Annotated in this window: 23 protein-coding genes; all 23 read right to left on the bottom strand. The window is 58.8% G+C overall.

What is annotated here, in order from left to right; all coding sequences use genetic code 11:
• Window positions 1–415: 415 nt before the first annotated feature.
• The gene (tyrS, locus tag HMPREF2808_RS04960; RefSeq protein WP_070523122.1) at window positions 416–1,675 is read right to left on the bottom strand and encodes a tyrosine--tRNA ligase; all 1,260 of its coding nucleotides are present in this window, start codon (window positions 1,673–1,675) and stop codon (window positions 416–418) included.
• A gap of 75 nt (window positions 1,676–1,750) precedes the next feature.
• Window positions 1,751–1,939: a Trm112 family protein gene (locus HMPREF2808_RS04955; protein WP_070523125.1), complete on the bottom strand. Its 189-nt coding sequence runs from the start codon at window positions 1,937–1,939 to the stop codon at window positions 1,751–1,753.
• Between the two features lie 11 nt (window positions 1,940–1,950).
• Entirely contained in the window at window positions 1,951–2,550 is a 600-nt protein-coding gene (locus HMPREF2808_RS04950) for a hypothetical protein (RefSeq protein ID WP_070523128.1), read from the bottom strand.
• Between the two features lie 35 nt (window positions 2,551–2,585).
• Window positions 2,586–4,154: a vWA domain-containing protein gene (locus tag HMPREF2808_RS04945; protein WP_070624051.1), complete on the bottom strand. Its 1,569-nt coding sequence runs from the start codon at window positions 4,152–4,154 to the stop codon at window positions 2,586–2,588.
• Entirely contained in the window at window positions 4,155–5,309 is a 1,155-nt protein-coding gene (locus HMPREF2808_RS04940; protein ID WP_070624049.1) for a hypothetical protein, read from the bottom strand.
• A 174-nt stretch (window positions 5,310–5,483) separates the two neighbouring features.
• Window positions 5,484–6,521 carry an ornithine cyclodeaminase gene (locus HMPREF2808_RS04935; RefSeq protein WP_070624047.1) on the bottom strand — a complete coding sequence of 346 codons (1,038 nt, stop codon included), beginning with the start codon at window positions 6,519–6,521 and terminating at the stop codon, window positions 5,484–5,486.
• Between the two features lie 26 nt (window positions 6,522–6,547).
• Window positions 6,548–8,065 (bottom strand): amino acid permease, encoded by a 1,518-nt coding sequence (locus tag HMPREF2808_RS04930; protein ID WP_070624045.1) that lies wholly within the window; start codon window positions 8,063–8,065, stop codon window positions 6,548–6,550.
• Window positions 8,066–8,279: 214 nt separating this feature from the next.
• Window positions 8,280–9,704 (bottom strand): argininosuccinate lyase, encoded by a 1,425-nt coding sequence (gene argH, locus HMPREF2808_RS04925; RefSeq protein ID WP_070624043.1) that lies wholly within the window; start codon window positions 9,702–9,704, stop codon window positions 8,280–8,282.
• Window positions 9,705–9,730: 26 nt separating this feature from the next.
• The gene (locus HMPREF2808_RS04920; protein ID WP_070529937.1) at window positions 9,731–10,945 is read right to left on the bottom strand and encodes an argininosuccinate synthase; all 1,215 of its coding nucleotides are present in this window, start codon (window positions 10,943–10,945) and stop codon (window positions 9,731–9,733) included.
• A 74-nt stretch (window positions 10,946–11,019) separates the two neighbouring features.
• Window positions 11,020–11,505: an arginine repressor gene (locus HMPREF2808_RS04915; RefSeq protein WP_070529935.1), complete on the bottom strand. Its 486-nt coding sequence runs from the start codon at window positions 11,503–11,505 to the stop codon at window positions 11,020–11,022.
• A gap of 4 nt (window positions 11,506–11,509) precedes the next feature.
• Complete coding sequence (gene argF, locus HMPREF2808_RS04910) at window positions 11,510–12,427, bottom strand: ornithine carbamoyltransferase (RefSeq protein WP_070624041.1); 918 nt, start codon at window positions 12,425–12,427, stop codon at window positions 11,510–11,512.
• Entirely contained in the window at window positions 12,424–13,602 is a 1,179-nt protein-coding gene (locus HMPREF2808_RS04905; RefSeq protein ID WP_070624039.1) for an acetylornithine transaminase, read from the bottom strand. Before HMPREF2808_RS04905 ends, argF begins: the two co-directional genes overlap by 4 nt.
• The gene (gene argB, locus HMPREF2808_RS04900) at window positions 13,599–14,534 is read right to left on the bottom strand and encodes an acetylglutamate kinase (RefSeq protein ID WP_070523157.1); all 936 of its coding nucleotides are present in this window, start codon (window positions 14,532–14,534) and stop codon (window positions 13,599–13,601) included. Before argB ends, HMPREF2808_RS04905 begins: the two co-directional genes overlap by 4 nt.
• A gap of 18 nt (window positions 14,535–14,552) precedes the next feature.
• On the bottom strand, window positions 14,553–15,710 hold the full coding sequence (argJ, locus tag HMPREF2808_RS04895) for a bifunctional glutamate N-acetyltransferase/amino-acid acetyltransferase ArgJ (protein WP_070523160.1): 1,158 nt from the start codon (window positions 15,708–15,710) through the stop codon (window positions 14,553–14,555).
• 84 nt (window positions 15,711–15,794) lie between these two features.
• Window positions 15,795–16,838 carry an N-acetyl-gamma-glutamyl-phosphate reductase gene (gene argC, locus HMPREF2808_RS04890; protein ID WP_070624036.1) on the bottom strand — a complete coding sequence of 348 codons (1,044 nt, stop codon included), beginning with the start codon at window positions 16,836–16,838 and terminating at the stop codon, window positions 15,795–15,797.
• A gap of 196 nt (window positions 16,839–17,034) precedes the next feature.
• A complete protein-coding gene (locus tag HMPREF2808_RS04885; protein WP_070523167.1) occupies window positions 17,035–17,487 on the bottom strand; it encodes a hypothetical protein in 453 nt (150 codons plus the stop codon).
• A gap of 174 nt (window positions 17,488–17,661) precedes the next feature.
• Entirely contained in the window at window positions 17,662–20,178 is a 2,517-nt protein-coding gene (gene pheT, locus HMPREF2808_RS04880; protein WP_070624034.1) for a phenylalanine--tRNA ligase subunit beta, read from the bottom strand.
• 29 nt (window positions 20,179–20,207) lie between these two features.
• Entirely contained in the window at window positions 20,208–21,254 is a 1,047-nt protein-coding gene (gene pheS / locus HMPREF2808_RS04875; RefSeq protein ID WP_070624032.1) for a phenylalanine--tRNA ligase subunit alpha, read from the bottom strand.
• Between the two features lie 97 nt (window positions 21,255–21,351).
• Window positions 21,352–22,152: a TrmH family RNA methyltransferase gene (locus tag HMPREF2808_RS04870; protein WP_070624029.1), complete on the bottom strand. Its 801-nt coding sequence runs from the start codon at window positions 22,150–22,152 to the stop codon at window positions 21,352–21,354.
• 104 nt (window positions 22,153–22,256) lie between these two features.
• The gene (locus HMPREF2808_RS04865) at window positions 22,257–22,721 is read right to left on the bottom strand and encodes a TM2 domain-containing protein (protein ID WP_070624026.1); all 465 of its coding nucleotides are present in this window, start codon (window positions 22,719–22,721) and stop codon (window positions 22,257–22,259) included.
• 205 nt (window positions 22,722–22,926) lie between these two features.
• Window positions 22,927–23,310 (bottom strand): 50S ribosomal protein L20, encoded by a 384-nt coding sequence (gene rplT / locus HMPREF2808_RS04860; RefSeq protein ID WP_005323264.1) that lies wholly within the window; start codon window positions 23,308–23,310, stop codon window positions 22,927–22,929.
• A gap of 56 nt (window positions 23,311–23,366) precedes the next feature.
• The gene (gene rpmI, locus HMPREF2808_RS04855) at window positions 23,367–23,561 is read right to left on the bottom strand and encodes a 50S ribosomal protein L35 (protein ID WP_010190075.1); all 195 of its coding nucleotides are present in this window, start codon (window positions 23,559–23,561) and stop codon (window positions 23,367–23,369) included.
• Between the two features lie 36 nt (window positions 23,562–23,597).
• Window positions 23,598–24,167, bottom strand: coding sequence for a translation initiation factor IF-3 (gene infC / locus HMPREF2808_RS04850; RefSeq protein ID WP_083299163.1), 570 nt, complete (start codon window positions 24,165–24,167; stop codon window positions 23,598–23,600).
• Window positions 24,168–24,281 lie beyond the last annotated feature (114 nt).

Raw genomic sequence — 24,281 nt, 5'->3', positions numbered from 1 at the left:
GGAAAAGCGCCATCCGGCATACACCAACCGTGATACGCATACGGCGTATCACAGCCACAATGAATAAAACCAACCAACACAAAAAGTACATTGGCACACTATTGAGTTCTCAAACATCGTTCGCACACTCAGCGCAATGAATCTTTATCATTCACCGTCTTGAGCGGCTGGAGTTCACACTCTAGTAAACAAGTTTAAACCTTGTCAACTGGGAGTTAATCTCCGTGTCACCAGCGTCTCGCGGCGACTTCGATAAATATACGCACACCCCCAACAAACAACAAATCCCCAGGTATTCATGCTTTTTCGAGCAGTTCTTATCCCGGTTGTGAATCGCAGGTCTAGAAAAACGACGAATCCCGCCGCACAAGGCGGCGGGATAGGCATGGTCTGCTCCGACTAAGAAGACCGGTTGTTAGCTGAGCTTGGCACCGGCGAAGTTCTTCTTTCCTCGTCGCAGAACAAGCCACGAACCGTGAAGCAGATCCGTAGCGTCCGGCTCCCACTCATCAGACTCAATGCGCTTGTTGTTGACGTACGCGCCACCTTCCTTGATGGTGCGTCGGGCAGCGCCCTTCGAATCGGCCAAGCCAGCGGCAACCAACAAATCAACAATGGTTCGCGGCTCCCCTGCGGAAATCTCTGCCACAGTGGTCTCAGACAAGGCACCAGCCAGGGTATTTTCGTCCAAATCAGTGAGCTCAGCTTTGCCGAACAGTGCCTGCGCTGCTAGCTCCACAGCCTTCGTAGCCTCTTCACCGTGCACCAATGTGGTCATCTCCTGGGCCAACCTGCGCTGCGCTTCACGACGGAATGGTTCGTCCGCGACCTTCTGTTCGTAGGAAGCAATCTCTTCCTGATCAAGGAAGGTGAACCAACGCAGGTAGTCGATGACCACAGAGTCGCCAGCGTTTAGGAAGTACTGGTACCACGCGTACGGGGACGTCTTCTCCGGATCCAACCACAGCTTTCCGCCACCGGTGGATTTACCGAACTTCTGCCCCTGGGCGTCCGTAACCAACGGAACGGTAAGGCCGTGAACCTTCGCACCGTTGACACGTCGGTTGAGATCCACGCCGGATACGATGTTGCCCCACTGGTCGCCACCGCCGATCTGCAGGACACAATTCAGCTCGTTATGCAGGTGCACGTAGTCGTTGGACTGAAGCAGCATGTAGGAGAACTCAGTGTACGAGATTCCGTCGGACTCCAAGCGACGCTTGACCGTGTCACGGTCCAGCATCGTATTCAAAGAAAAGTTCTTTCCCACGTCGCGCAGGAAGTCAATGACAGACATCTGAGAAGTCCAGTCCGCGTTGTTGACCATGGTCGCCGCGTTCTCACCCTCGAAGTCAATGAACTGGCGCAGCTGCTTCTTGATAGCCACCATATTCTCATTGATGGTCTCCTGCGAAAGCATGGAGCGCTCCCCCACATCCCGCGGGTCGCCGATTTGCCCCGTAGCGCCACCAGCGAGGGCGATTGGGTGATGCCCGGCCTTTTGAAAACGGCGCAGCATAATCATCGGCACCAAGTGGCCCGCGTGCAAGGAGTCACCCGTGGGGTCGAAACCGCAATATAGAGTGATGGGTTCCTCGCAAGCCGCGCGGAGGGCGTCGAGATCTGTGGACTGGTTAATGAGGCCGCGCCACTGCAGCTCATCAATGATGTTCATGGAGGCTCCTTTTACTTCGATTCCGGCTGGACGGGATAAGTGTTCGCAAAGACCACTAAATTCGCGGGATGCGTCTTAGGCATCGTCGTCAGTTGGCGGCCACGGTGTTGCGTGATCGGCCAGCATGACGGGAATACCGTTTTCAATGGGATAGGCCACCCCTAGCCGGTCATTGACCAGTACCTGTTCTTCTTCCAGGTAGTTCAGCGGGCCTTTGTCCTGCGGACACACCAAAATGTCGAGCAGCTTCGGATCAAGACTCATACCCGCCAACCCTACACCTCCTTGGAATCTGCAGAAGGAGTGGTCCCACCAAATTGCAGCTTCAGCGCCATGGAGTGATCCTGCAGGCCACGGACCGAGTTCTGGGCAATGGCGTCACGAATCTCCGTCATCTCTCGATTGAGTATCCCCAGCGCCTCAGTTACCTCTTTGACCGCTGCGGGCTCGTTGAGTTCCGTTACTTCTAAATAGGACTTCACCAAACTGCTCGAGTGCTCCTCAATCATGTCGCGGACAAGGGACTGCTGACTTGGGGCATCATCGAGCCTGTCCCAGTTGTTGAGCACCCACGTTGCCGAGGCGTCGAACTCCGTCCACGCGCGATCTACGGGCGCCGGAATGTCTCGGTGGTGCAGGCTGTAGCGAGTGCTCTTCAGGCTTGTGGTCAGCCGGTCCGCCTCAGACACCGGAGGGGCCGGAAGCTCCTTGCCCTGCCTCTCCGGCGGGATGAGAAATCCGGCTGCCGCGCCGCAGCTGGCCGCCACGATTGGCCAAAGGAATCCCAGGCCGCCGCCAGTGAGGAAGTGCAAGGCAGCGACGAGCACCGTCACTACAACTGCGGCAATTACCTTGCGAGGGGTTACGTCGTCCATGGATGCCTGCCTTCCTTGACAATGGAGAGGGTGATTTACTGATAAGCGCGAATTTCTTCGAAGGCCCCGGCCAGATCACCGTCGATGGCGTTGAAGGTTTTGCCGCCGGTGAGTTGGGCTAGCTCCTCCATCTCTTGAACGTTGGCTTCACCGTACAAGATGACGAACACCGGGATATCCTTCTTGTCCGGTGGGAGCTGTTCGTACGCCTCCTTGAACTGAGCAAAGGTTCGGCCGCGAGTGACCTCACCGTCGGTCATGAGCACCACGGTGCCAATATCGCCGTCGCCAGTGCTCAGCTCATCAAAGGCTTTAAGCACTGAGTCGAACGTGGCGGTTTCTCCGTCGGCCTGCAAATCCTCTACTCGATCCGCCAGTTCTTTGACCGAGCCCATGTTTTCGGTATCCATCACCGCGCGGGTCACTGGCTGAGGTTCGGACGAGTACGGCATGAGCTTGATTTGCTCGCGGTTACGGAAGGCAACCTGGCCTTGTTCTGCGGTATTGCCGTCCGCAGAGCCGTCGATAAGCGGGCGCAAGCTGCTCTTGAGAAGCTCGATACGCTCACCTTCCATAGAACCCGAGGTATCCAGCACAAGAGACGTGTTGCCGGGTTTGCGCAGCTCGTGGGCGAATGCGGCCTCCAGCGCCTGTGCAGTCTTCTCGTTAGCGGGATAAGGAAGCTCGAACATGGTGCCCGGCAGATCGGAATTGTCCACACGCAGGTGGTAGCTCTTCAGCAGCTGGGAAGAATCACGCAACCAATCAGCCAGCGCCTGTACTTTAGTTTCTGCGTCATCGTCTGGGGAGCTATGAAGGGCCGTGAGTGGATAATCCGCGGAAATGACACCATCGGAAGGAATGACCACTTGTAGGTCTGCGCCTTCGTCCTGGAGCTGATAGAGCACGGATTCGTAGTTAATAATCGCGTCCGCTTGCTCCGGATGCTCGCGGAAGCGATCCGCCAACCATCCCGAGGAGCCAGAGGTGAGCGTCTGATTACCAAACAGGTCTTGGACCTTGTCCGAAGCCTTGTAGATATCCTCCTCCGTTAGCGCTCGGCCAGTGTCCGCGAAAGCGGTGGTGGCCGCAGACAAGGCGGAGAAACCCGAGTTCGACGTTGATGGGTCGGTCATCCCAAAGGTGATACCTGAATCTGAAATCTCCTGCCAGGTCGGCTGCGTAGTGTCCCATCCGTGCTTGCGTGCGATATCCTTATGCACGCCCAACGCCACAGGTGAGCGCGCGACGCTGAATTCCTTTCCCAACTTGCTATCGGCACCAATGATGCGGGCGTAGCGGTTGGTGGCGAACCACGTGGCGTCATAGTGACGGTCAAAGGTTCCTTGTTGCAGCGAACGGGAGTTCTCCAACGTGCCTGACTCCGTGGTCATGGTGATATCAAAGCCGAGCTCCTCGGAGGCCTGTTCCAGGACCGGCTCCAGCGGTGCAAGCTCCGTTGCGGCGACAATCTTCAGGTCACCGTCTTGCTCTTGTTCGCTTGAGGTTGAGTCGTCGAGCCAACTGTTTCCACTGACAGCGGAACAAGCAGCAAGAGCCATAATGCACGACACGGCGACGAATGCCTTCAGGGATCGCAACATTCACATCATCCTTTCCGGGAGTTCGTTTCCCGTGATTAATCCCAGCTCTTGCTGAATGGCTTCAAAGTCTTGCCAAGACGTGGGACGTTGTTGAGTTGGCAGCGGGAGAGGGCTGTACTCCACGTCAGCGACCAGCTTGTCGAAGATGCTGGTCGGCTCCGTGCGGTATCCCTGCATCCCGGCAACACCTTGAATTGAACGGTCACTCACGGCGGCGGCGAAAGCATCACCTTCCTCCGTTTGCGGGACGACGGTGGAGGTCAGCATTGCCCCTGGGACGAGAGCTAAAGGAGTGTAGTCCTTGAGCTTCGTACTGCCCTCAGAATCTGATTGCTTTAAAAGTTCGGCTACGTACTCGGCTTCGGTGGCCAACACCATGGGCATCTCGCCCTTCCCAAGACGCAGGTAGGTATCAAAAATTCCCTGCGTGCTAGCCTCTCCGTGCCCTTGACCGACGAGTAGTCGCTGCATGGCATCATCACCGCCTGCTCTTCCCCCGACGGAACGAATCAGGGCGGCATACTGCAACGCTGCATTGGATTCGCGGAGGCTGGGAACCGCAACATCGACAACGCGAGGAGATCCAAAAGACGGGCTAATATCGCGCCAGCGTGTGCCTTCCTTTGATATCTCGTTCAATTTTGCAAGATCGAGGGACTTGCTACCGCCGTTGTCGACCACCAAGCCTTGAGATTCCATATCGTCCACCAAATCCGTATAGACCAGTGCGATGAGTGGCGTAGAGAATGCAACGACCGAGTGCGGGTCAGCTCCAGTGATGGTCGTGGATTTATCCTTCGTCTCAGCAACACGTGCCACACCATCCACAACGGGCATGACGAAGTCATAGTCAGGGTCGGGCTTGCTAGCAATCTCTACCAAGTTCTGGGGCGAGAAAACGTCATACGTCACCGAGATGCCAACCTCTGCAAATACCTGTTGCCGCTCCGCGGCTTTAAAAAACTCCTCATCTTCCGGACTGATGGCACCCTTCACGTGGAGGAGGTCACGATGCGAGGAGGGCGAACTGGGAAAGCTAAAGCTGGGCATCGAAATCCAGCCACGCCCCACTACCACGGAGACGATAGCGACAACAAGGAAGGCGAGGGCTGCGATAACTGACTTCTTTCGTCCACCCGGCTGTGCGCTACTCATGACCTAAATCATAAAAGGCACTCCGCCATGGTGCTCGACTTACCGATCGCGCACCCCCGATGCAGTCCCCCGCTGTTGCTACCCGAAAGCGATTGCCCCAATAGGAACTGCAAAGTCCAATGCGGCCACAGCGGGGACAGAGAAAAGGGCGGCGACTCTGTCCCGACCATTGGGCTAAAGAAGCGAAGGGACGTTCGCGACCAATGAGAAGAGATCCTTAGGATCCTCCGGGTTGGCAATGATATCGATCTCTGACTCCAAGTCAGTACCCCTTACAGAATCACGAAGGTAGCGAAGGGCAGAAAAGTCATTGATGGCGAATCCGACATCGTCGAAAAGCGTGATCTGGTCATCGCTATCACGTCCCGTCGCCTGCCCAGTAAGTACCTGGTAGAACTCGACCACTGGAAAGTCTGCCGACTTCTGTTGAATCTCGCCCTCGATGCGCGTCTGTTCTGGGAACTCAACAAAGACCTTGGACTTGTCCAAGATAGAGCTCTCTAGCTCGGTCTTGCCCGGACAGTCACCGCCGACCGCATTGAGGTGCACGCCAGGTGTGACGTGATGCTCGGCCAGAATTTGATTCTGGGCTTTATCAGCTGTGCAGGTGGTGATGATGTCGGCTCCCTGTACGGCTTCATCAACACTCGAGCAGGCTTTGATGTTGAATCCCAATGGCTCCAAGTTTCGCTGGAACTTTTCTACCGCCTTCGGGTCAATGTCATAAATGGCAATGTCATCGATCCCCATGACACCGCGGAATGCAAGGGCCTGGAACTCTGACTGCGAGCCAGCCCCCACCATGGCCATACGCTTGGAGTCTTTTCTGGCTAGGTGCTTTGCCACCATGGCGGAGGTGGCCGCCGTGCGCAGTGCCGTAAGCAAAGTCATTTCGGCCTCGAACGTGGGGTAACCGTTGTCGACGTCAGCAAGCACGCCAAAAGCAGTTACCGTCTGAAAGCCACGTGCGGGGTTCGAAGGATGACCATTGACGTACTTGAAGGAGTACTCCTTGCCATTGGAGGTAGGCATGAGTTCGATGACGCCGAACGGGGTGTGAGAAGCCACGCGTGCGATTTTGTCGAATCGCTCCCATTCGCGGTAGTCCGCCTCAAGGTAGTCCACCATTCCGATAATGATGTTTTCTACTCCCTCACGCTGTATCCAGCGCGCCATATTCTCTACATCTACGAATTTGACAGCATGGTTCATTGCAATCTCCGATCTTGATCCTTGTATTAGTTCTTCGGGTGAAGGTCCGTCTGCGGCGCGGCTGGGAAGCGCGAGGTAGGAAGGTGCTTGGCCTTCCTCTCCGCCGCGATGGTGTAGATACGCTCACGCCAGGCAAACCACATGGCAGCGAACACCGGAATGAGAAGCAGCGTAGAGGCCAGAGCGAAGGTTCCGATTGGGTAGTCAAAAGCCATAAGGATAATGACCACCGCGATGAAGGCAAGCACAGACCAATCACCTGCTTGGCCGAAGGGCGAGCGATAATTTGGACGGGTATAGCGCCCCTTCTTTGCCAGGTGCACAAATTTGATGTGCGACATGGCCACGGCGGCCCACGACGCCAACGTGCCCAGCGCGGCCAAGTTCAACACGATTTCGAATGCCATCTCGGGCACCACATAGTTAAGAAACACACCAGCGAGACCGACGAAGGCGGCCATCACGATGCCTCCATAAGGAACGCCAGATTTGGACATGCGGGCACCGAATTTGGGCCCGGAGCCAGCAGTAGACATGTTGTACATGATGCGGCCCGTCGAATACAGACCGGCATTCAATGAGGAAATCGCAGCGGTGATTACCACCAGCTGGAAGATAGGCGCAGCATAACCTGCGCCAAGTGACTCAAAGAAGGTCACGAATGGCGATACTTCTGTGACGTAGGTGGTGTAGGGCAAAACCAGGGTCAGCAGCAGCACGCTGCCGAAATAAAAGACCACGATACGGAATAGAACACTATTCACCGCACGCGGAATATGCTTTTCGACGTCCTTTGTCTCACCCGACGTGGTACCTACCAACTCGATGCCTGCATAGGCAAAGACAACGCCCTGGATGACAATTACTGCAGGCAACAGGCCATTAGGAAGCCAACCACCGGCATCAGCAATAAGGCTAAAACCGGTGGGGTCACCGTTGGGGTGGCCCAGAATGACCACCCCGATGGCCACCGCCATGAAGACCAAGAGGGCGATGATCTTGATCATGGAGAACCAATACTCCAGCTCGCCAAAGATCTTTACCGAGAGCATGTTGAACAAGAGGATGCTGCACACAACGCCCAGGGCCAGCACCCACTGCGGGACGGCGTCTAACCACGAGGTGTACTGACCAAACCATTTGATATAGATGGCCACGGCCGTGCCATCTGCGACCAAGGTGGCAGCCCAGTTTCCCCAGTAGAGCCAGCCGGTGATAAAAGCGGTCTTCTCGCCGTAGAACTCACGGGCATAAGAAACGAAAGAGCCAGAACTTGGGCGGTAGGCGATGAGTTCGCCGAGCGAGCGCAGGATGATATAGCCAAAGAATCCGCACACCAAATACAAAACAGCGAGGAAGGGCCCCGCCGTTTGCAACCGGCCACCGGTGCCGAGCAAGAGCCCGGTGCCGATAGCTGAGCCGATGGCGATCATCTGAAGCTGACGGTTACTCATCCCCTTCTGCAGTCCGTGATCTTCCGAGGCATAGACCGCTTTCTCTTTTTCGTGCGACTCCGTGTTCGGTGGCCGAAGTAGTTCAGTCATCAGGGAGATAGTCCTTTCCGCGTTAAGAACGTGCCTTTGCTTCACATTCCCTAATGAAACGTTATAGCAACCTAATGAGACCCCCATCACCATCCACCCCCTACAGTGCTCCACGACACATACGCACGCAGCCAAAACGAGCGGCCTCCCCTACCCCGCACACAAAAGAACCGCATGGCCGAAAGCGGCCATGCGGTGACAGAGCTTGTTGAGACTAGCGCAGTGGAGTTTCTGCCCACTTCCGCGCGGCAGCAGCGCACTCACGAACCTTTTCACGCTGCTCCGCCACACGCACACCGGCGGTGCCGCCCTTGGTAGAACGTGAGGCCACTGCCCCATCGATGGTGAGAACTTCACGAACCTCGGCGAGCAGGCGCTTATCGACGCCCGCCAACTCCTCATCCGTGAGGTCCACCAAGTCAACACCCCGAGCTTCCGCAATTTGCACGCAAGCACCGGAGGCCTCGTGCGCTTCGCGGAAGGGAACGCCCTGGCGCACCATCCACTCGGCCAAATCAGTAGCCAAAGTAAAGCCGCGGGGGGCGAGCTCGCGCATGCGATCCTCGTGGAAGGTCAGGGTCTCAATAAGGCCGGTCATAGCCGGTAGCAGCAAGTTGAGCTGTGCCACCGAATCCACGATGGGTTCCTTATCTTCCTGCAGATCACGGTTGTAAGCCAGAGGCTGCGCCTTCAACGTGGAGAGCAATCCGGTGAGGTTGCCGATGAGACGACCCGTCTTGCCACGGGTCAGCTCCGGAACGTCCGGATTCTTCTTTTGCGGCATGATCGAAGAGCCAGTGGACCAGGCATCGTCCAGAGTGACGTAGCCATACTCTGGAGTACACCAGTAGATGATCTCCTCGGAAAGACGGGACATATCGACGGCAATCTGAGTAAGGACGAAGGCCGTTTCAGAAGCAAAGTCACGCGCTGCCGTGCCATCCAGAGAGTTCTCTGCGGAGGCATCAAAGCCGAGCTCCTCAGCAATGGCTTCCGGGTCCAAGTGCAGCGAAGAGCCGGCGAGCGCTCCCGAGCCATAAGGTGACACAGCCAAGCGCTTATCCAGATCCTGGAGGCGCTCAATATCACGCAGCAATGGCTGCGCGTGAGCGAGTAGTTCGTGTGCCAACAAGACCGGCTGCGCTGCCTGGGAGTGGGTCTTACCCGGCATGATCGCATCCGGGTGAGCTTCGGCTTGACCAGCCAAGGCCTCCACCAAGTCAGTGACCTGGAGTGCGATATCGCGAATGGCGTCACGAATCCACATCCGGAACAGGGTGGCTACCTGGTCGTTACGGGAGCGGCCGGCACGCAAGCGCCCGCCTACCTCGGGGCCAACGATGTCGATAAGCCCGCGTTCCATGGCCCCGTGCACGTCCTCGTCGGTCGGCAGCGGCCCAAACTCGCCGGAGGCAACCTTCTCCCCCAGCTCACTGAGCCCAGAGAGCATGGTGTCCAAGTCGGCGTCGGAAAGCAGGCCCGCCTTGTGCAGCACCTTGGCATGCGCCTTGGAGGCTAGCACGTCATAGGGCGCCAGCACCCAGTCGAAGTGGGTAGATACGGACAGGGCAAACATCGCCTCGGAGGGGCCGCCCGAAAAGCGGCCGCCCCACAGCGCACCCTCATTGGTCTTGTGCATCGATTCCTTACCTTGGCTTAGTTGTTCTACTTGCCCGTGGGGAAACCGCCGTCGCGGTCACGCTGGTTAGAGATTTGAGTCGACAGGCCGTGCAGCTGGACAAAGCCCTTGGCAGCGGTCTGGTCGAAGGTATCGCCGGTGTCATAAGTGGCCAGGTCGAAGGAGTACAGGGACTGACCCGAACGGCGGCCATTTACGGTGGCGGTACCAGCATGCAGAACCATGCGGATATCGCCGGTGACGTTCTCCTGGGTGGACTCGGTGAAGGCATCCAACGAGCGCTTCAGCGGAGAGAACCAGAGGCCGTCGTAGACCTCCTCGGACCAGCGGGCGTCGGTAAGGCGCTTGTAGCGAGCCAACTCGCGCTCCACAGTGACATCTTCGAGTGCCTCGTGGGCCTTGATGAGCACCATGGCGCCCGGTGCCTCGTAGACCTCGCGGGACTTAATACCCACCAGGCGGTCTTCCACCATGTCGAGGCGGCCAATGCCCTGGGCACCGGCACGGCGGTTGAGCTCCTCGATAGCCTGCAGGACGGTAACCGGCTTGCCGTCGATGGCGGTGGGCACACCCTTATCGAAGGTGATGGTCACCTCATCCGGGGCATTGCCCAGATCCGGCTGCTCGGTGTAGGCGTAGAGATCCTTTGTCGGCGGGTTCCACAGATCCTCCAGGAAGCCGGTCTCTACCGCGCGGCCCCAGACATTCTGGTCAATGGAGAACGGAGAGGCAGCGGACTGCTCGATGGGAAGGTTGATTTCCTCGGCAAAGGCGATGGCCTTGTCGCGGGTCCAGGCATAGTCACGCGCGGGAGCAATGATTTCCAGGGTGGGATCCAGCGCGCGGAAGGAAACCTCGAAACGCACCTGGTCATTACCCTTGCCGGTGCAGCCGTGGGATACGTGAGTACCACCGTGCGCCTGGGCTGCCTCGACCAGGTGCTTGACGATGAGCGGGCGGGAAATAGCAGACACCAGTGGGTACTGCTTCATGTACATGCCGTTCGCCTTAATGGTGGGCAGGCAGTACTCTTCGGCGAACTCATCCTTAGCGTCAACCACGATGGACTCGACGGCACCGCAGTCAAGAGCGCGCTGACGCACGGAGTCCATATCCTCGCCGCCCTGACCCAGGTCAAGGGACACGGCGATAACCTCGCCACCGGTCATCTTGGCCAGGTAGGGAATGGCGACGGATGTATCCAGACCGCCAGAGTAGGCAAGCACAACGCGTGCAGTCATAGTATTTGCTCCTTTAAGACAAACAGGTGCTAAGAATCGAACTGATTTATATTATACAGACTTACGTATAAATGTTAAATGCTGCGGTTGGTGAGCTTCTCCGCCAGCTCCCGGCCCCCTAATCCCTCACGGGCGAGGACGAAGATGGTGTCATCGCCCGCGATGCAACCGACGACATCCGGCAAGCCCACGCGGTCGATGAAAGATGCCAAATACTGCGCGGCACCCGCGGGGGTGCGCAACATCGCAATATTGCCGGAGTAGTCATGCGACACCACGAGCTCATCGAGCATGCGGCGTAGCTTCTCACGCGGACCGTTGAGTTGGTCTTCGAACTGCTCCAGCTCGCCGCCCACAACGTAGAAGGAACGGCCACCATCGCGTTTTACCTTTTTAGCGCCCAGCTCGTCGAGATCACGCGACAACGTAGCTTGCGTGATGTCAATTCCCTCATCAAGCAAAAGCTCAGAGAGCTGAACTTGGCTCGTGACCCGAGTGCGGTCGAGTATCTCCAGAATCTTGGCCTGGCGGGCATTGCGCGTAGTTGGGGTCGTCGTCATTCGTCTACTTCTCCTCCTGAGCTGCAAGAAGCCACACGAGTAGCGCCTTCTGTGCGTGGAGGCGGTTCTCCGCCTCGTCGAAAACGCGGGATTGTGGTCCGTCAATGACCTCTGCAGTCACTTCGTTGCCGCGGTAGGCCGGTAAGCAGTGCAGGAAGATCGCTTCTTCCTTGGCACGGGACATAACCTCTGGGGTGACCTGGTAGGGCAGGAACGGGGTCCGGCGGTCCTTGCCATCATCTTCCTGGCCCATCGACACCCACGTATCGGTGATAACAACGTCGGCGCCGTCGACGGCCTCGAGAGAATCAGTCACGGTCACCGTGCCGCGCTTCCGGGCACGTTCCACAAACTCCGGCTGCGGCTGGAAACCTTCCGGCGCAATGATCGTCATCTCCATGCCCGCGGTGGCAAAGCCCAACATATAGGAGTTGGCCATGTTGTTGTTGCCATCACCCAGGTAGACGGCCTTGCGGCCAGCCAGGTCACCGAAATTCTCGCGGCAGGTCACCAAATCCGCCAGGATCTGGCACGGGTGCAGGTCATCGGACAGAGCGTTGACGATGGGTACCGTCGCGGTTTCTGCCATCTCTAGCAGGTTCTGGTGTGCGTAGGTGCGCCAGACAATTGCCTCGACAAACCGGGAGAGAACAGCAGCGGTGTCCTGGTACGTCTCGCCTTTACCCATCTGCGTGGACTTTGTCTCCGTGACGATGGCATGCCCGCCCAGGTGAGCAATTCCCGCCTCGAAGGAGAAGCGCGTGCGCGTCGACGTCTTGTCAAAAAGAACCGCGACCGACTTCGGGCCCTCCAGCGGACGCTCGGAGAAGGGGTCCTTCTTCAGCTTCAAGGCAAGGTCCAAGACCTCTGCTTGTTCCTCCGGTGTGAGGTCGTCATCTGCCAAGAAATGGCGCACGCTCATCCTATTTCCTCCAGTACCTTATGCAGGCGATCGATTGCTTGCGTGAGTTCCTCATCGGTGATCACCAACGGCGGGGTCAAGCGCAAGACCTCGCTGCTTGGGGCGTTGAGGATGAGACCGTGGTCCAAGCCTGCAGCCGCAACGTCCTTAGCCACCGATTTATTTAATACAACACCTAGCATAAGCCCTCGGCCCCTGACTGACTGCACCGCCGGGATTTTGGCCACCTCACTGCGTAGCCACTCCCCCTTTCGGGCAACGTCGGCGAGGAAGGGGGCGTCGACAAGCTCCAGCACCGTCGCTGCCGCCGCACAGGAAACGGGATTGCCGCCGAAGGTCGTGCCGTGGGAACCCGGGGTGAAGAGATCCTTAGCCTGACCACGGGCAATGGTGGCGCCGATCGGCATACCCGCGCCCAAGCCCTTAGCCATGGTGATGACGTCAGGAAGAACGCCCTCATGCTGGAAAGCGAAGAAATCACCGGTGCGCCCCACACCAGTTTGCACCTCATCGACAATCATGAGGATCCCGTGCTTGGTACAGAGCTCCCGCACGGCGCGCAGGAATCCATCGGGCGCGGGTATCACACCAGTCTCCCCCTGAATGGGCTCCAAGATGATGGCGGCGGTATCCTCCGGGTTCTGTTCCACCAAGGTGGTCAAGTAGTCAATGTCGCCGTAGGTATAGAACTCCACTCCGCCTGGGAAAGGTTCGAAGGCCTTGCGCTTGGCAGGTTGCCCGGTCATAGCGAGAGAGCCCATCGTCCTGCCATGGAAACCGTAGTGCGCGGCGAGGATGCGGCGGCGGCCGGTCAAGCGCGCCAGCTTAAAGGCAGCCTCATTGGCTTCCGCTCCGGAGTTGGAGAAGAAGACACGGGCGTCGCTATCCCCCACCTTCTCCAGGAGTTTGCCCGCAGCCTCGACGACGGGTTTGCTGGCAAAGAGGTTGGAGACATGCCCAACGGTCGCCACCTGAGCGCTGACCGCCTCGACGATGGCCGGGTGGGCATAGCCCAGCGAGTTCACAGCAATGCCGGCGAGCATATCGATGTATTCTTTACCGTCTTCATCGGTCACCGTGGCGCCCTTGCCGGACACGATGGCCACGGGTGGGGTGCCGTAGGTGTTGCTTAACACCTCTCCCCACCGTTGCGTCAGTGTGGTCTGCGCGGTCATTTCTTATCGTCCTTCCTAAAGATCGTGCCTTCTGGGTAGTCCTCACGGTTGTAATCATTGGGCAGCACCATCGTGCCGATGCCGCCCGTAGTGAGCAGCTCTAGTAGCACGGCGTGGGCGATACGCCCGTCGATGACGTGGGCGGCGCTCACATCTCCCTCGACAGCCATAAGGCAGGACTCCATCTTCGGAATCATGCCCGAATCCAGGCCTGGGAGCAGGGCTTTGAGTTTGTCGACCTCAATTTTCGACACCAGTGAATCGCGATTGGGCCAGTCGGTGTACAGGCCCTCCACATTGGTGAGGATGACAAGGCGCTCAGCACCCAGTGCTCGTGCCAATGCACCGGCTGCGATATCCGCGTTGATGTTGTAGACCTCGCCGTCATTTCCGGGAGCGATAGTCGAGACCACTGGAATGCGTCCAGCCTCGATGATGTCCATGACGGCGGAGGGATCGACGCTGACGATGTCTCCCACCATGCCGATATCGGTGGGCTCGCCGTCGACGTCGACAAACCGCTTGCGGGCTTTAAACAGACCCGCGTCCTCACCGGAGGTTCCCACGGCGTAGGGACCGTGGGAGTTGATGAGATTCACCAGACCGCGACCCACCTGGCCGAAAAGAACCATGCGAACCACATCCATGATTTCCGGGGTGGTCACGCGGAAACCGCCCTTGAATTCTCCTTCAATGCCCAGCTTGCCCAGCATCTCATTGATCTGCGGGCCCCCGCCGTGCACCACCACGGGCTTAGCGCCCACGGTGCGCAGGAAAACCATGTCGGCGGCGAAGGCGGCCTTGAGCGAGTCATCCACCATCGCGTTGCCACCGTACTTCACGACGACGATCTTGTCGCGGTAGTGCTGCAGCCACGGCAAGGCTTCCGCGAGCACAGTAGCGCGGTCTACATTGCTGAGTCCCTGAATCATCTTTCCTCCCTGCTTCTCTTAGGAGCTGTACGCGGAGTTGATTTCCACGTAGTCGTGGGACAAGTCGGTGGTGCGCACGAAAGCGGTACCGCTTCCACCAGTACCTAGGTCAACGCGTACGTCAATGTCAGCCCCGGAAAGGTCAACATCACGCGCGCCGGGCGCGCCGGTGGACCCAACGCACACAGCCTGGTTATTGAAGAACACCGAGATGTTCTCCGGATCCATATCAGCCTCTGCCATGCCAACTGCGGCGAGCACGCGACCCCAGTTGGGATCCGAGCCGAACATCGCACACTTGAAAAGGTTGTCGCGCCCCAAGGTGCGCGCGGCGTTCAGCGCCTGTTCATCGGTGGAGGTTCCTTCGACCGTGATCTTCACGCGCTTGGTCACACCCTCGGCATCTGCCTGGAGCTGATCCGCGATATCGGAACACACCGCCAGAACAGCAGCATCCAGCTCTTCCTGGCTAGGCTCAACATCGGAAGCGCCAGAGGACAGGATGATGACCGTGTCATTGGTGGAGGTCGAGCCGTCAACGTCAAGCGTGTTGAAGGTCTGATCACTAGCGGTCTGCAGGGCGGAGTGCAGGGCTTGTGGAGAGGCCACGGCATCCGTCGTCACGCATACCAACATGGTGGCCAGAGAGGGAGCCATCATGCCCACACCCTTGCCCATGGCGCCCATGCTCCAGCCCTCGGCCTTAAAGAGCGATTCTTTGACCACGGTATCGGTGGTCATGATTGCCTCCGCGGCGGCCTGACCGTGCGATTCATCAGAACCGAGATCCCCGGCAACCGCTTCAATACCGGCCAATGCCTTCTCCATGGGAAGCAGCTCTCCGATAAGACCCGTCGAGCACGCCGCGATGTTGGCTGCGGGGATATCTGTGTGCTCGGAGACAGCGGCTACCATCGCCGCCGCATCCTTGTCCCCTTGCACGCCGTTGCAGGCATTCGCGTTGCCTGAGTTATAAATGACGGCTTGGATGGCACCGTCCGCTACTGCTGCACGGGAAAGCTTCACGGGAGCGGCCACCACGCGGTTACGGGTAAACACTGCGGCTGCATCAAAGTTGGGACCTTGATTGACCACAAGGGCCATATCCGGCTTTCCGGAGGGCTTAATCCCAGCCGTCGTGGCGCCAGCGAGGAAGCCGGCGGGTGCAGTAATCATTTCTAGTTTCTCCTTGTCTTAGCGGAACTACAGTTCCAGCGGGATTGGGTGGCGCGAGGAACGCGCGGGCGAGTATTTGGCTATCTAGGGGGCGACGGCTGCCTGCGGCAGGCCCAGAGTTTCCTCCCAGCCCAAGGTGAGGTTCATGCACTGAACGGCCGCGCCGGCGGTGCCCTTGCATAGGTTGTCTAAAGCCGCAGTGATGACAAGACGGTTAGCGCGCTCATCCACGTGTGCCTGAATATGAACCATGTTGCTGCCCACCACGTTCTGGGTTTGCGGTTGCTGGCCTTCCGGAAGCACAAGGCAAAATGGCTCGTCGGCGTAGAACTCACGGAAAGCCTGGGCAACACGGCGCTTGTCGACGCCCCCCTTCAGCGGCGCCGTAATCGTGGCCAAAATGCCGCGCGGCAGAGGGGCAAGCACTGGAGAAAAACTCACGGACACCGGCTCCTGAGTAAAGGGGTGCAGGTTCTGCAGTACTTCCGGGGTGTGGCGGTGGGTGCCACCCGGCTTGTAGGCCTTGAGGTTGCCCATTGTCTCCGCGCCCAACTGAGCTACGGAGGCCTTCTTACCGGCTCCGGATACACCGGTAATCGCGATGACGGACAGGTCCGGCTCAATTAGCCCTTGCGCCACGGCAGGAAGGGCCCCCAGGGTAATCGTGGTGGGAAAACACCCTGGAACAGCGACGCGGTTGCTGCCCTGGAGCTTCTCGCGGTTGCCGGGAACTTCCGGGATCCCGTAGGGCCACGCGCCGGCATACTCACCGCCATAGAATGCATCCCAATCTTCTTTGTTGCGGAGGCGGAAATCGGCGGCACAATCGATGACGGTGACGGACTCCCCCAGCTGACGGCCAATCTCCGCCGAATGCCCGTGCGGCAAACCGAGGAATACGATGTCATGGCCGGCGAGGACTTCTGGGGTGGTGTCCTCGATGACACGGTCTGCCAACTGCGGCAGATGCGGCATGAGTTCGGAGACTCGCCCGCCAGCATTAGAGTGTCCCGTGAGCGCGCCAATGCGCAGATCACCTGAAAGGTACGCTGGGTGCGACAGCACGAGGCGTAGAATTTCGCTCCCTGCATAACCTGTGGCTCCGGCGATTGCTACTGAAATACTCATGCAGCCACCCTAGCAAATAATGCAGTCCGCCGTATGTTATTCAAGAAAAACAGCCGCCGTATTTCTTCATTCCATAAACGGCAAAGCTCGGATTCTCGCGGTACAGTGCGAGAATCCGAGCTTTGGAATAGGAAATAGGAGTGACGCGGGGCCGGCTAACTCCGGGCCCTTTTATGAAACGAGGGCTGCATTTGGACTACATGACACGGGAAGAGACGTCCCCCAGTCCTTCCGAACCAGATACGGCCTTCTTTCCTGCGTAGCCTAGGTAGCCCTGTGGGCCAACGAAGTGGATGCCGCCCTGCGCATCGGCGATAGCGGTGACTTCATTGAATTGGTGAACTTGGCCTGGCTGCAGACGCTTGAAATTCGTGGTCGTAAGCCCTTGGTTGAAGCAATCAGCTTTAGAGCGGCCTGCATGGTAAATAAAACGCGGTGCCAGTTGGCCCGGCGGGTTGCACTGCGGGCTGGTAGCTCGTGCGCCTTCGGACAAACATGCTACGTAGGTTCCTTCGATATTCGCGCTTTCACAGTTGACGGTGCCATCGGCATTGGAGAAGCCTTGAGACAGGTCGGCGGAGGCATGCGGGGCAATCGTGAGTGCACCGGCAACGGCGGCGGTGGCGGTAAGACGGGACAACAGACGCATGGTGTAGACAATCCTTTCGGGGGTTGGAAACGCTGCACCTCTGAGGCTATGAGCCAAGCCACACACCTATCAGTGCTGGGGGATCTTTCCCCACGCCTTCGCACGCTTGCGCAAAGGGAAACCCGGCCCACCTGCAGGGTGAACCGGGTTGATGAATTAATAGATGCCGATACGCTAAGCCCGCATCTGTGCGCCGAGACGCTGCTTTGCCAGCTCCGCAGCGGCGAGACGATGCTGGTTCGCTTCCTCATCGGTCAGCGTGCGGTCATCCGCACGGAAAAGAAGCTGGAAAGCAAGGGATTTCTTGCCCTCACCAAGCTGCTCGCCGCGGAAGACGTCGAAAAGCTCCACGGACTCCAGCAGCTCACCGGCGCCCTCCTCAACGACCTTACGAACCTCTTCAGCCGGGGTGGCATCATCGACGACCAACGCGATGTCTTGGTGCAGGGCCGGGAAGGAGGACAGCACAGGTGCCGGGAACTTTTCCTCCAACGGCAGTGCTGAGACATCGAGCTCCATGGCACACGTGCGTGCAGGAAGCTCCAAAGCCTCAAGAACCTGCGGGTGCAGCTCACCCGCATAACCCACGACCTGCTCTTCATCATCGGCGAGGACAATTGCGGCACAGCGACCCGGGTGCCACGGAAGCTGTTCGGCTGCCTTAACTGCAACGTCAACACCAGCGGAACGAGCCACCTGGCGCGCAGACTCGATCGCATCTGCATAGCTATACGCGCGGCCGGTCCCCCACGGACCTTCGTGCTCAATGTTGCCGGTAGCTACCGTAGCCACGTGCAGCGGCTGCAGAGGCAGGGACTCCAAAAGCTCAGCCACGACGGACTCCTCCGGGCGGGACTCCACCGAAGGCATCGGCGACACATCAGCGCGCTTGAATGCCACCTGCTGGAGGCCGAAAAGGGCAAGGTCGCTTCGGCCACGGGCCACGTTGCGGGCGATGGCCTCAAGAAGGTTCGGGAGCAACGTCGTGGACAGAATGGCCTTGTCGGACTCGAGAGGATTCTGCACGGCCACCGTCTTACGTCGCGGATCCTCCTTGTCCAAGCCCCATGTATCAAAGGTGTCGTTCGGGATAAACGGCGCCGGCAAGACCTCGGCATAACCGGCATAGGCCAAAGCGTGGCCAATAGCGCGGCGGCGCTTCTGGGCCGGCGTCAGACCGCGACCGCCTGCCGGGGTCGGCAGCACAGTGGGAATGTCCTCTAGCCCTTCTAGGCGCAGGACTTCCTCAATGAGGTCGACGTCCATGGAGATATCCGTGCGCCACGTCGCCGGGGTAACTTGCAGCTCATCACCGTTGTCGGTGACGTCGCAGCCCACCTCGCGCAGGCGCTGGATAATGGTGTCGCGGGAGTACTGCACGCCGGCGTATTCGCTGGGCTTGGCGGTGCGCAGGGTGATGGGCTCGCGCTTGGCGACGTCTCCCACGAGCGTCCTGCCAGCCTCGATGGTGCCGCCAGCAATCTGCTGCAGTAGCGCGCAGGCAACGTCGAGGGCGACCTCGACGATGGCCGGGTCGACGCCGCGCTCGAAGCGGCGGGGCGCCTCAGAGGAAAGCTTGTGACGGCGAGAGGTCCGGGCCACGGTGATCGGATCCCAGATGGCGGACTCGAAGTAGACATCCGTGGTCTCATCGGAAATCTCTGAGGTCGTACCGCCCATGACACCGGCGAGGGACTGAATGCCGTTGTCATCACAGATGACCACGTCACCAGCCGACAGCTCACGCTTGACGTGATCTAGGGTCTCGAACTTCTCCCCTTCTGCGGCGTTGCGCACGACGAGATTGCCGCTGACCACATTGGCATCGAAGGCGTGCATCGGGGCCCCCAGCAACAGCATGACGTAGTTCGTGACGTCGGTGGCCACGTTGACGCTGCGCTGGCCGGACAACATGAGCTCGCGCTCCATCCAAAATGGGGTTCGGGCAGCGGGGTCGATGCCGCTGACCTTGCGCAGACCAAAGCGCTGGGCTTTGGTTTCCTCGCGCAGGTCAACGTCGATAAGCGCGCCCTGTGCCTGAGGAACAGCAGAGATATCTACACCGGCCGCGCTCGGGTCCTGGGCCACGTCCGGGAAGGTGAGGTCAAACGCCGAAGCCACCTCGCGGGTCAAACCGCGCGCGGAGAGGGCGTAGCCGCGATCCGGGGTGATGTTGACGTCGAAAGCGGTATCAGCCAGACCGATGATGGGGCGGGCGTCCTCGCCGACCTTGTCCGCCACCTCGTCCCCTAGAACGATAATGCCGTTGGCCTTGTCGCCGAACCCGAGCTCAGCGGCGGAGCACATCATGCCGTTGGAGATGTGGTCATAAGTCTCGCGAGCAGCAATCTTGAAGCCGCCGGGCAGCTCAGCACCTGGGAGAGAGACCACGACATAGTCATTGAGACGGAAATTGCGGGCGCCACAGATGATGCCCTGCAGCTCGCCGGTGCCATTTGCGTGGCCAACGTTGACCTGGCAATAACGGATTGGCTTCTTGAACTGCGTGAGCTCTTCAATCTCGACGACCTGGCCAATGACCAGCGGGCCGGTCGTCTCTGAGAGGGCCTCAAATCCCTCAGTTTCAAAACCAACACGGACAAAGCCGGAGTCCAACTCTTCGGAAGGTACGCTCCAACCGGAATTCGCGGTGCCCAGGATGCGGGTAACCCAGTCTTGGGAAATAAGCATTGTTTTCTCTCTATCCTTTCTCTGGGTTCCTATGCCTGCACGCCGAAGGGCAGGGTGAAGCGAACATCGCCTTCAACCATGTCACGCATATCGGTCAGACCATTGCGGAACTGCAAGGTGCGCTCAAGGCCCATGCCGAAGGCGAAACCTGTGTACTCCTCGGGGTCGATGCCCACGGCACGCAGAACGTTGGGGTTGACCATGCCGCAGCCGCCCCACTCGATCCAGCCGGCGCCGCCCTTCTTATTCGGGAACCACACATCGACCTCGGCCGAGGGCTCGGTGAACGGGAAGTAGTTCACGCGCATGCGGGTGGTGGTCTCGGGGCCAAAAAGAACCTTGGCTAGGTGCTCCAGGGTGCCGCGAAGGTGGGCCATGGTCAGCCCCTTGTCCACTGCTAGGCCCTCCACCTGGTGGAAGACCGGAGTATGGGTGGCATCGAGTTCGTCGGTGCGGAAAACGCGACCCGGGCAAGCGATGTACAGCGGTACGTCTCGCTCAAGCATCGTGCGTACCTGCACCGGCGAGGTATGCGTACGCAAGACCTGCTTGGAGCCTTCCTTGCCCACATGGAAAGTGTCCTGCAACGTACGCGCAGGGTGATCGGGCTTGAAGTTCAGCGCATCAAAGTTAAAGTACTCGGCCTCAACCTCCGGGCCGTCGGCAATCTCCCAGCCCATGCCCACGAAGATGTCGGCGATACGCTCCGACAACGCGGTAATAGGGTGCAAAGCACCAGTCTGCGCCCGCGTGGTGGGGACGGTAACGTCGACTTTCTCCGCCTTCAGCTGAGCGGCGCGAGCCTCCTGCTCCAGCACTTCACGAATCTGTGCAAAGCGCTTTTCCACCTTGCCGCGGGCCATGTTTACCGCACGACCGGCGTCCTTGCGCTGATCCTTGGGCAACTGGCCCAGCGACTGGCGGGCCTGCGGAATATAGCCACCGTCACCAAGGTGTTCGCGGCGGGCGGAGGTGAGCTCGTCGAGGTTGGATGCAGCCTCGAAGGCGGCAATGGCCTTCTCCGCGGCGGCCCCCAGGGCCTCTTCGGTCAATTCGATCTGAGGTGTATCGGACACGTGCCTTGATTACCTTCTTCTCGCACAAAAACTAACGCGAGCTATCTTACCGTGCTTAACGACTACTGTGGCCACCAGCCCTAGTCACAGAGCAGGGCTAGCTGTTCTGTTGCTTGGCTGATTCATAAAGACAAATGCTGGCGGCCGTAGCCAGGTTGAGTGACTCTGCACGCCCAAGAATCGGAATGCGCACACGCATGTCGGCTTCGTCCAAGAGCTCGCCCAGTCCATGTGCTTCGTTACCGAACAACCAGGCGGTGGGTTGGCTCAGATCTGCCTCAGCTAGATCTACTTCACCATCGGCAGCCGTGGCTAGCACCTGCATCCCAGAAGAGCGCAGCTTGCCCAGGACGTCCTTGATGTTGGGGTCGCGAGCAACGGGTACATGGAACAGCGACCCCGCCGACGCGCGCGCGACCTTGCAGCCCAAAGGGTCGACCGTCTCACCGGCGAAGATGACACCGTCCGCCCCCATGGCGTCCGAAGTCCTAATCAGGGTACCTGCGTTGCCAGGCTCAGACGTCAGCACTGGGACTGAGACCAGCTGTGGTTTGCCCGCCAGAATCTTGCCAGCGCTCCACAGGACGGGGCGGCACACGGCGAAGAGCCCGGTGCTAGTCGCGGTATCAGACAGGTGCTTGGCCGCCTTATCCGTGATGGGATGAACATAGACGTCCATATACCCGCAGGCTTGCACGATGTGGGCGAAGCGCTCGGCGGCTCTTTCCGTCACAAAAACATCGGTTGCCGCCCCCGTGGACACCGCCGCGTCCACAGCGTTTTCGCCCTCGATGATGAAGCGCTCCGCCTTACGACGGTTGGCCGCGCGGTGCAGCTTGGCCGCATTGACTACGCGCGGCGTGCGTTCGGTAAAAGCAGAGGAGAAATCCAGATCCATGTATGTGACGGTACCGACCGAGCTTCACATTGAAAAGTCCCGCTTGCCCACCACGTTCGGGCGGGCAAGCGGGATGAGTGTTCTCCGCGATTCTCTGCAGACGGTTACTTCTTCAACGGTACGCCGTTTGCGTCCTTATCGTAATCGGAGAAACCACCGGCGATGAACACGAGCTCAACCCACTTCCAGATCACCAATCCAGCGACGAGGAAAATACCAATGATGATAAAGGAAGTAATAAGGCCGACGACGGCAAGGGCCAGCTGCCACATACCGCGCTTCGTGCGGCCGAGGTAGAAGTTATGAACTCCCAATTCACCCAAGAAGAAGCACAAGAGCAGTGCTACTACCCATGACTTTTGCTCTCCTGCGGCTTGTGGCTGCTGGCCGTAGTGTGACTGGTAAGCGTCCTGCTGCGCTGGAACATTCTGAGGCGACTGCGAACCACCATACGGGGCCGCGCTATAACCGTACTGGTCGCTCGAAGACCCGAAGGGGTTTGCCTGTTGCGGTTGTCCTCCATTAGAAGCGCCGCCATTGGGCTGATAAGCGTTGTTCGGGTTGGTCACTTCTCTTCTCTCCTTCACACCATGTATCTCTTGCCAGCCCCAAGGTCTAAGGGCCGGCGGCTTTCATGACAGTACTGTGCAATGTAACACAATCCCTAGGGAGAAGCAGCGCTTGAGGGTTCTTGCGGGCATTACTCCCGCAACGACAAAACCCACCGTCCCTCCATCAGGGGCGGTGGGTTCATCTAGCGTCTACGCGCGGTACTTAGGCAGCCTTCGGAGCGTTGACGTCCTCCGGAAGTGCAGCCTTAGCAGCCTCGCACAGTGCAGAGAAAGCCTCGAAGTCATTAACTGCAAGTTCGGCGAGGATCTTGCGGTCAACCTCGATCTCAGCCAGGCGCAGGCCGTGGATGAGGCGGTTGTAGGTGATGTCGTTCATGCGAGCAGCAGCGTTGATGCGCTGGATCCACAGCTTGCGGAACTCGGACTTACGGGCGCGACGATCGCGGTAAGCGTAAGTCATGGAGTGCAGCCACTGCTCCTTGGCCTTGCGGTAAAGGCGGGAGCGCTGACCGCGGTAGCCCTTAGCGGACTTCAGGATTGCGCGACGCTTCTTCTTGGCGTTAACTGAGCGCTTTACTCGTGCCACAGTAATACTTCCTTATCTTGATTGTGAGTGTGTGGGGATGGGAGTTTCGGCGCTGACTATGCGCGGCCGAGAAGGCGCTTGACGCGCTTGGTGTCTGCCTTGGCGACGTCCTCGGTGCCCTTCAGACGACGGGTGCGCTTGGACGGCTTGCCCTCCAGGAGGTGGCGGCGGTTAGCCTGCTCGCGGCGCAGCTTGCCGGAGCCAGTCACCTTGATGCGCTTGGCGGTGCCCTTGTGAGTCTTCTGCTTCATGAGAATTAAATCCTTAAATCCTAAGTGGAGCGTGGTCTACTTCTTGCCTTTGCGGACGGGTCCAAGAACCATGGTCATGTTGCGACCATCCTGCTTGGGACGCGACTCCACAACGCCGACCTCTGCGACGTCGTCAGCCAAACGCTCCAACAGGCGGAAACCCAGCTCCGGACGCGACTGCTCGCGGCCACGGAACATGATGGTCACCTTTACCTTGGAACCCTTCTCCAGGAAGCGCACCACGTTGCCCTTTTTCGTCTCGTAATCGTGATCATCAATCTTCGGACGGAACTTCTGTTCCTTCACCACAGTTTGCTGCTGATTCTTACGGGACTCGCGGGCCTTCTGGGCCTGCTCGTACTTAAACTTGCCGTAATCCATGATTTTGGCTACGGGCGGCTTCGCGTTCGGTGCAACCTCGACCAAGTCAAGATCCGCTTCGTACGCGAGCTTGCGAGCATCGTCAGTACGGACGATGCCCACCTGTTCACCACCGGGGCCAACAAGACGGACCTCGGGTACTCGGATGCGCTCATTAATGCGAGCTTCAGCGCTGATTGTGGTTCTCCTCGATTGTGGGGCTAGTAGTGTGCCTACCGAGGCCACAAACGAATAAATCCCGGCGCCAGTGGCATCCGGGAGTTTCTTTTTCAAGCACGCACCACCATGTGGCGCCTACTCTTAACCTTTATCCTGCGTTGGAATGGTGATTCCTACGCG

The sequence above is a fragment of the Corynebacterium sp. HMSC078A10 genome (assembly GCF_001811565.1).
Classification (GTDB): domain Bacteria; phylum Actinomycetota; class Actinomycetes; order Mycobacteriales; family Mycobacteriaceae; genus Corynebacterium; species Corynebacterium hesseae.
This window is presented reverse-complemented; position numbering and strand designations above follow the sequence as displayed.

Coding starts and splice junctions, on each gene's coding strand:
- HMPREF2808_RS04945 (WP_070624051.1), bottom strand. CDS start 4,154: ATGTTGCGATCCCTGAAGGCATTCGTCGCCGTGTCGTGCATTATGGCT.
- HMPREF2808_RS04955 (WP_070523125.1), bottom strand. CDS start 1,939: ATGAGTCTTGATCCGAAGCTGCTCGACATTTTGGTGTGTCCGCAGGAC.
- tyrS (WP_070523122.1), bottom strand. CDS start 1,675: ATGAACATCATTGATGAGCTGCAGTGGCGCGGCCTCATTAACCAGTCC.
- HMPREF2808_RS04935 (WP_070624047.1), bottom strand. CDS start 6,521: ATGAACCATGCTGTCAAATTCGTAGATGTAGAGAATATGGCGCGCTGG.
- argH (WP_070624043.1), bottom strand. CDS start 9,704: ATGCACAAGACCAATGAGGGTGCGCTGTGGGGCGGCCGCTTTTCGGGC.
- pheT (WP_070624034.1), bottom strand. CDS start 20,178: ATGCTTATTTCCCAAGACTGGGTTACCCGCATCCTGGGCACCGCGAAT.
- argC (WP_070624036.1), bottom strand. CDS start 16,838: ATGAGTATTTCAGTAGCAATCGCCGGAGCCACAGGTTATGCAGGGAGC.
- argF (WP_070624041.1), bottom strand. CDS start 12,427: ATGAGCGTGCGCCATTTCTTGGCAGATGACGACCTCACACCGGAGGAA.
- rpmI (WP_010190075.1), bottom strand. CDS start 23,561: ATGAAGCAGAAGACTCACAAGGGCACCGCCAAGCGCATCAAGGTGACT.
- HMPREF2808_RS04915 (WP_070529935.1), bottom strand. CDS start 11,505: ATGACGACGACCCCAACTACGCGCAATGCCCGCCAGGCCAAGATTCTG.
- HMPREF2808_RS04940 (WP_070624049.1), bottom strand. CDS start 5,309: ATGAGTAGCGCACAGCCGGGTGGACGAAAGAAGTCAGTTATCGCAGCC.
- HMPREF2808_RS04930 (WP_070624045.1), bottom strand. CDS start 8,065: ATGACTGAACTACTTCGGCCACCGAACACGGAGTCGCACGAAAAAGAG.
- HMPREF2808_RS04885 (WP_070523167.1), bottom strand. CDS start 17,487: ATGCGTCTGTTGTCCCGTCTTACCGCCACCGCCGCCGTTGCCGGTGCA.
- HMPREF2808_RS04905 (WP_070624039.1), bottom strand. CDS start 13,602: ATGACCGCGCAGACCACACTGACGCAACGGTGGGGAGAGGTGTTAAGC.
- argB (WP_070523157.1), bottom strand. CDS start 14,534: ATGATTCAGGGACTCAGCAATGTAGACCGCGCTACTGTGCTCGCGGAA.
- HMPREF2808_RS04920 (WP_070529937.1), bottom strand. CDS start 10,945: ATGACTGCACGCGTTGTGCTTGCCTACTCTGGCGGTCTGGATACATCC.
- HMPREF2808_RS04870 (WP_070624029.1), bottom strand. CDS start 22,152: ATGGATCTGGATTTCTCCTCTGCTTTTACCGAACGCACGCCGCGCGTA.
- argJ (WP_070523160.1), bottom strand. CDS start 15,710: ATGATTACTGCACCCGCCGGCTTCCTCGCTGGCGCCACGACGGCTGGG.
- HMPREF2808_RS04950 (WP_070523128.1), bottom strand. CDS start 2,550: ATGGACGACGTAACCCCTCGCAAGGTAATTGCCGCAGTTGTAGTGACG.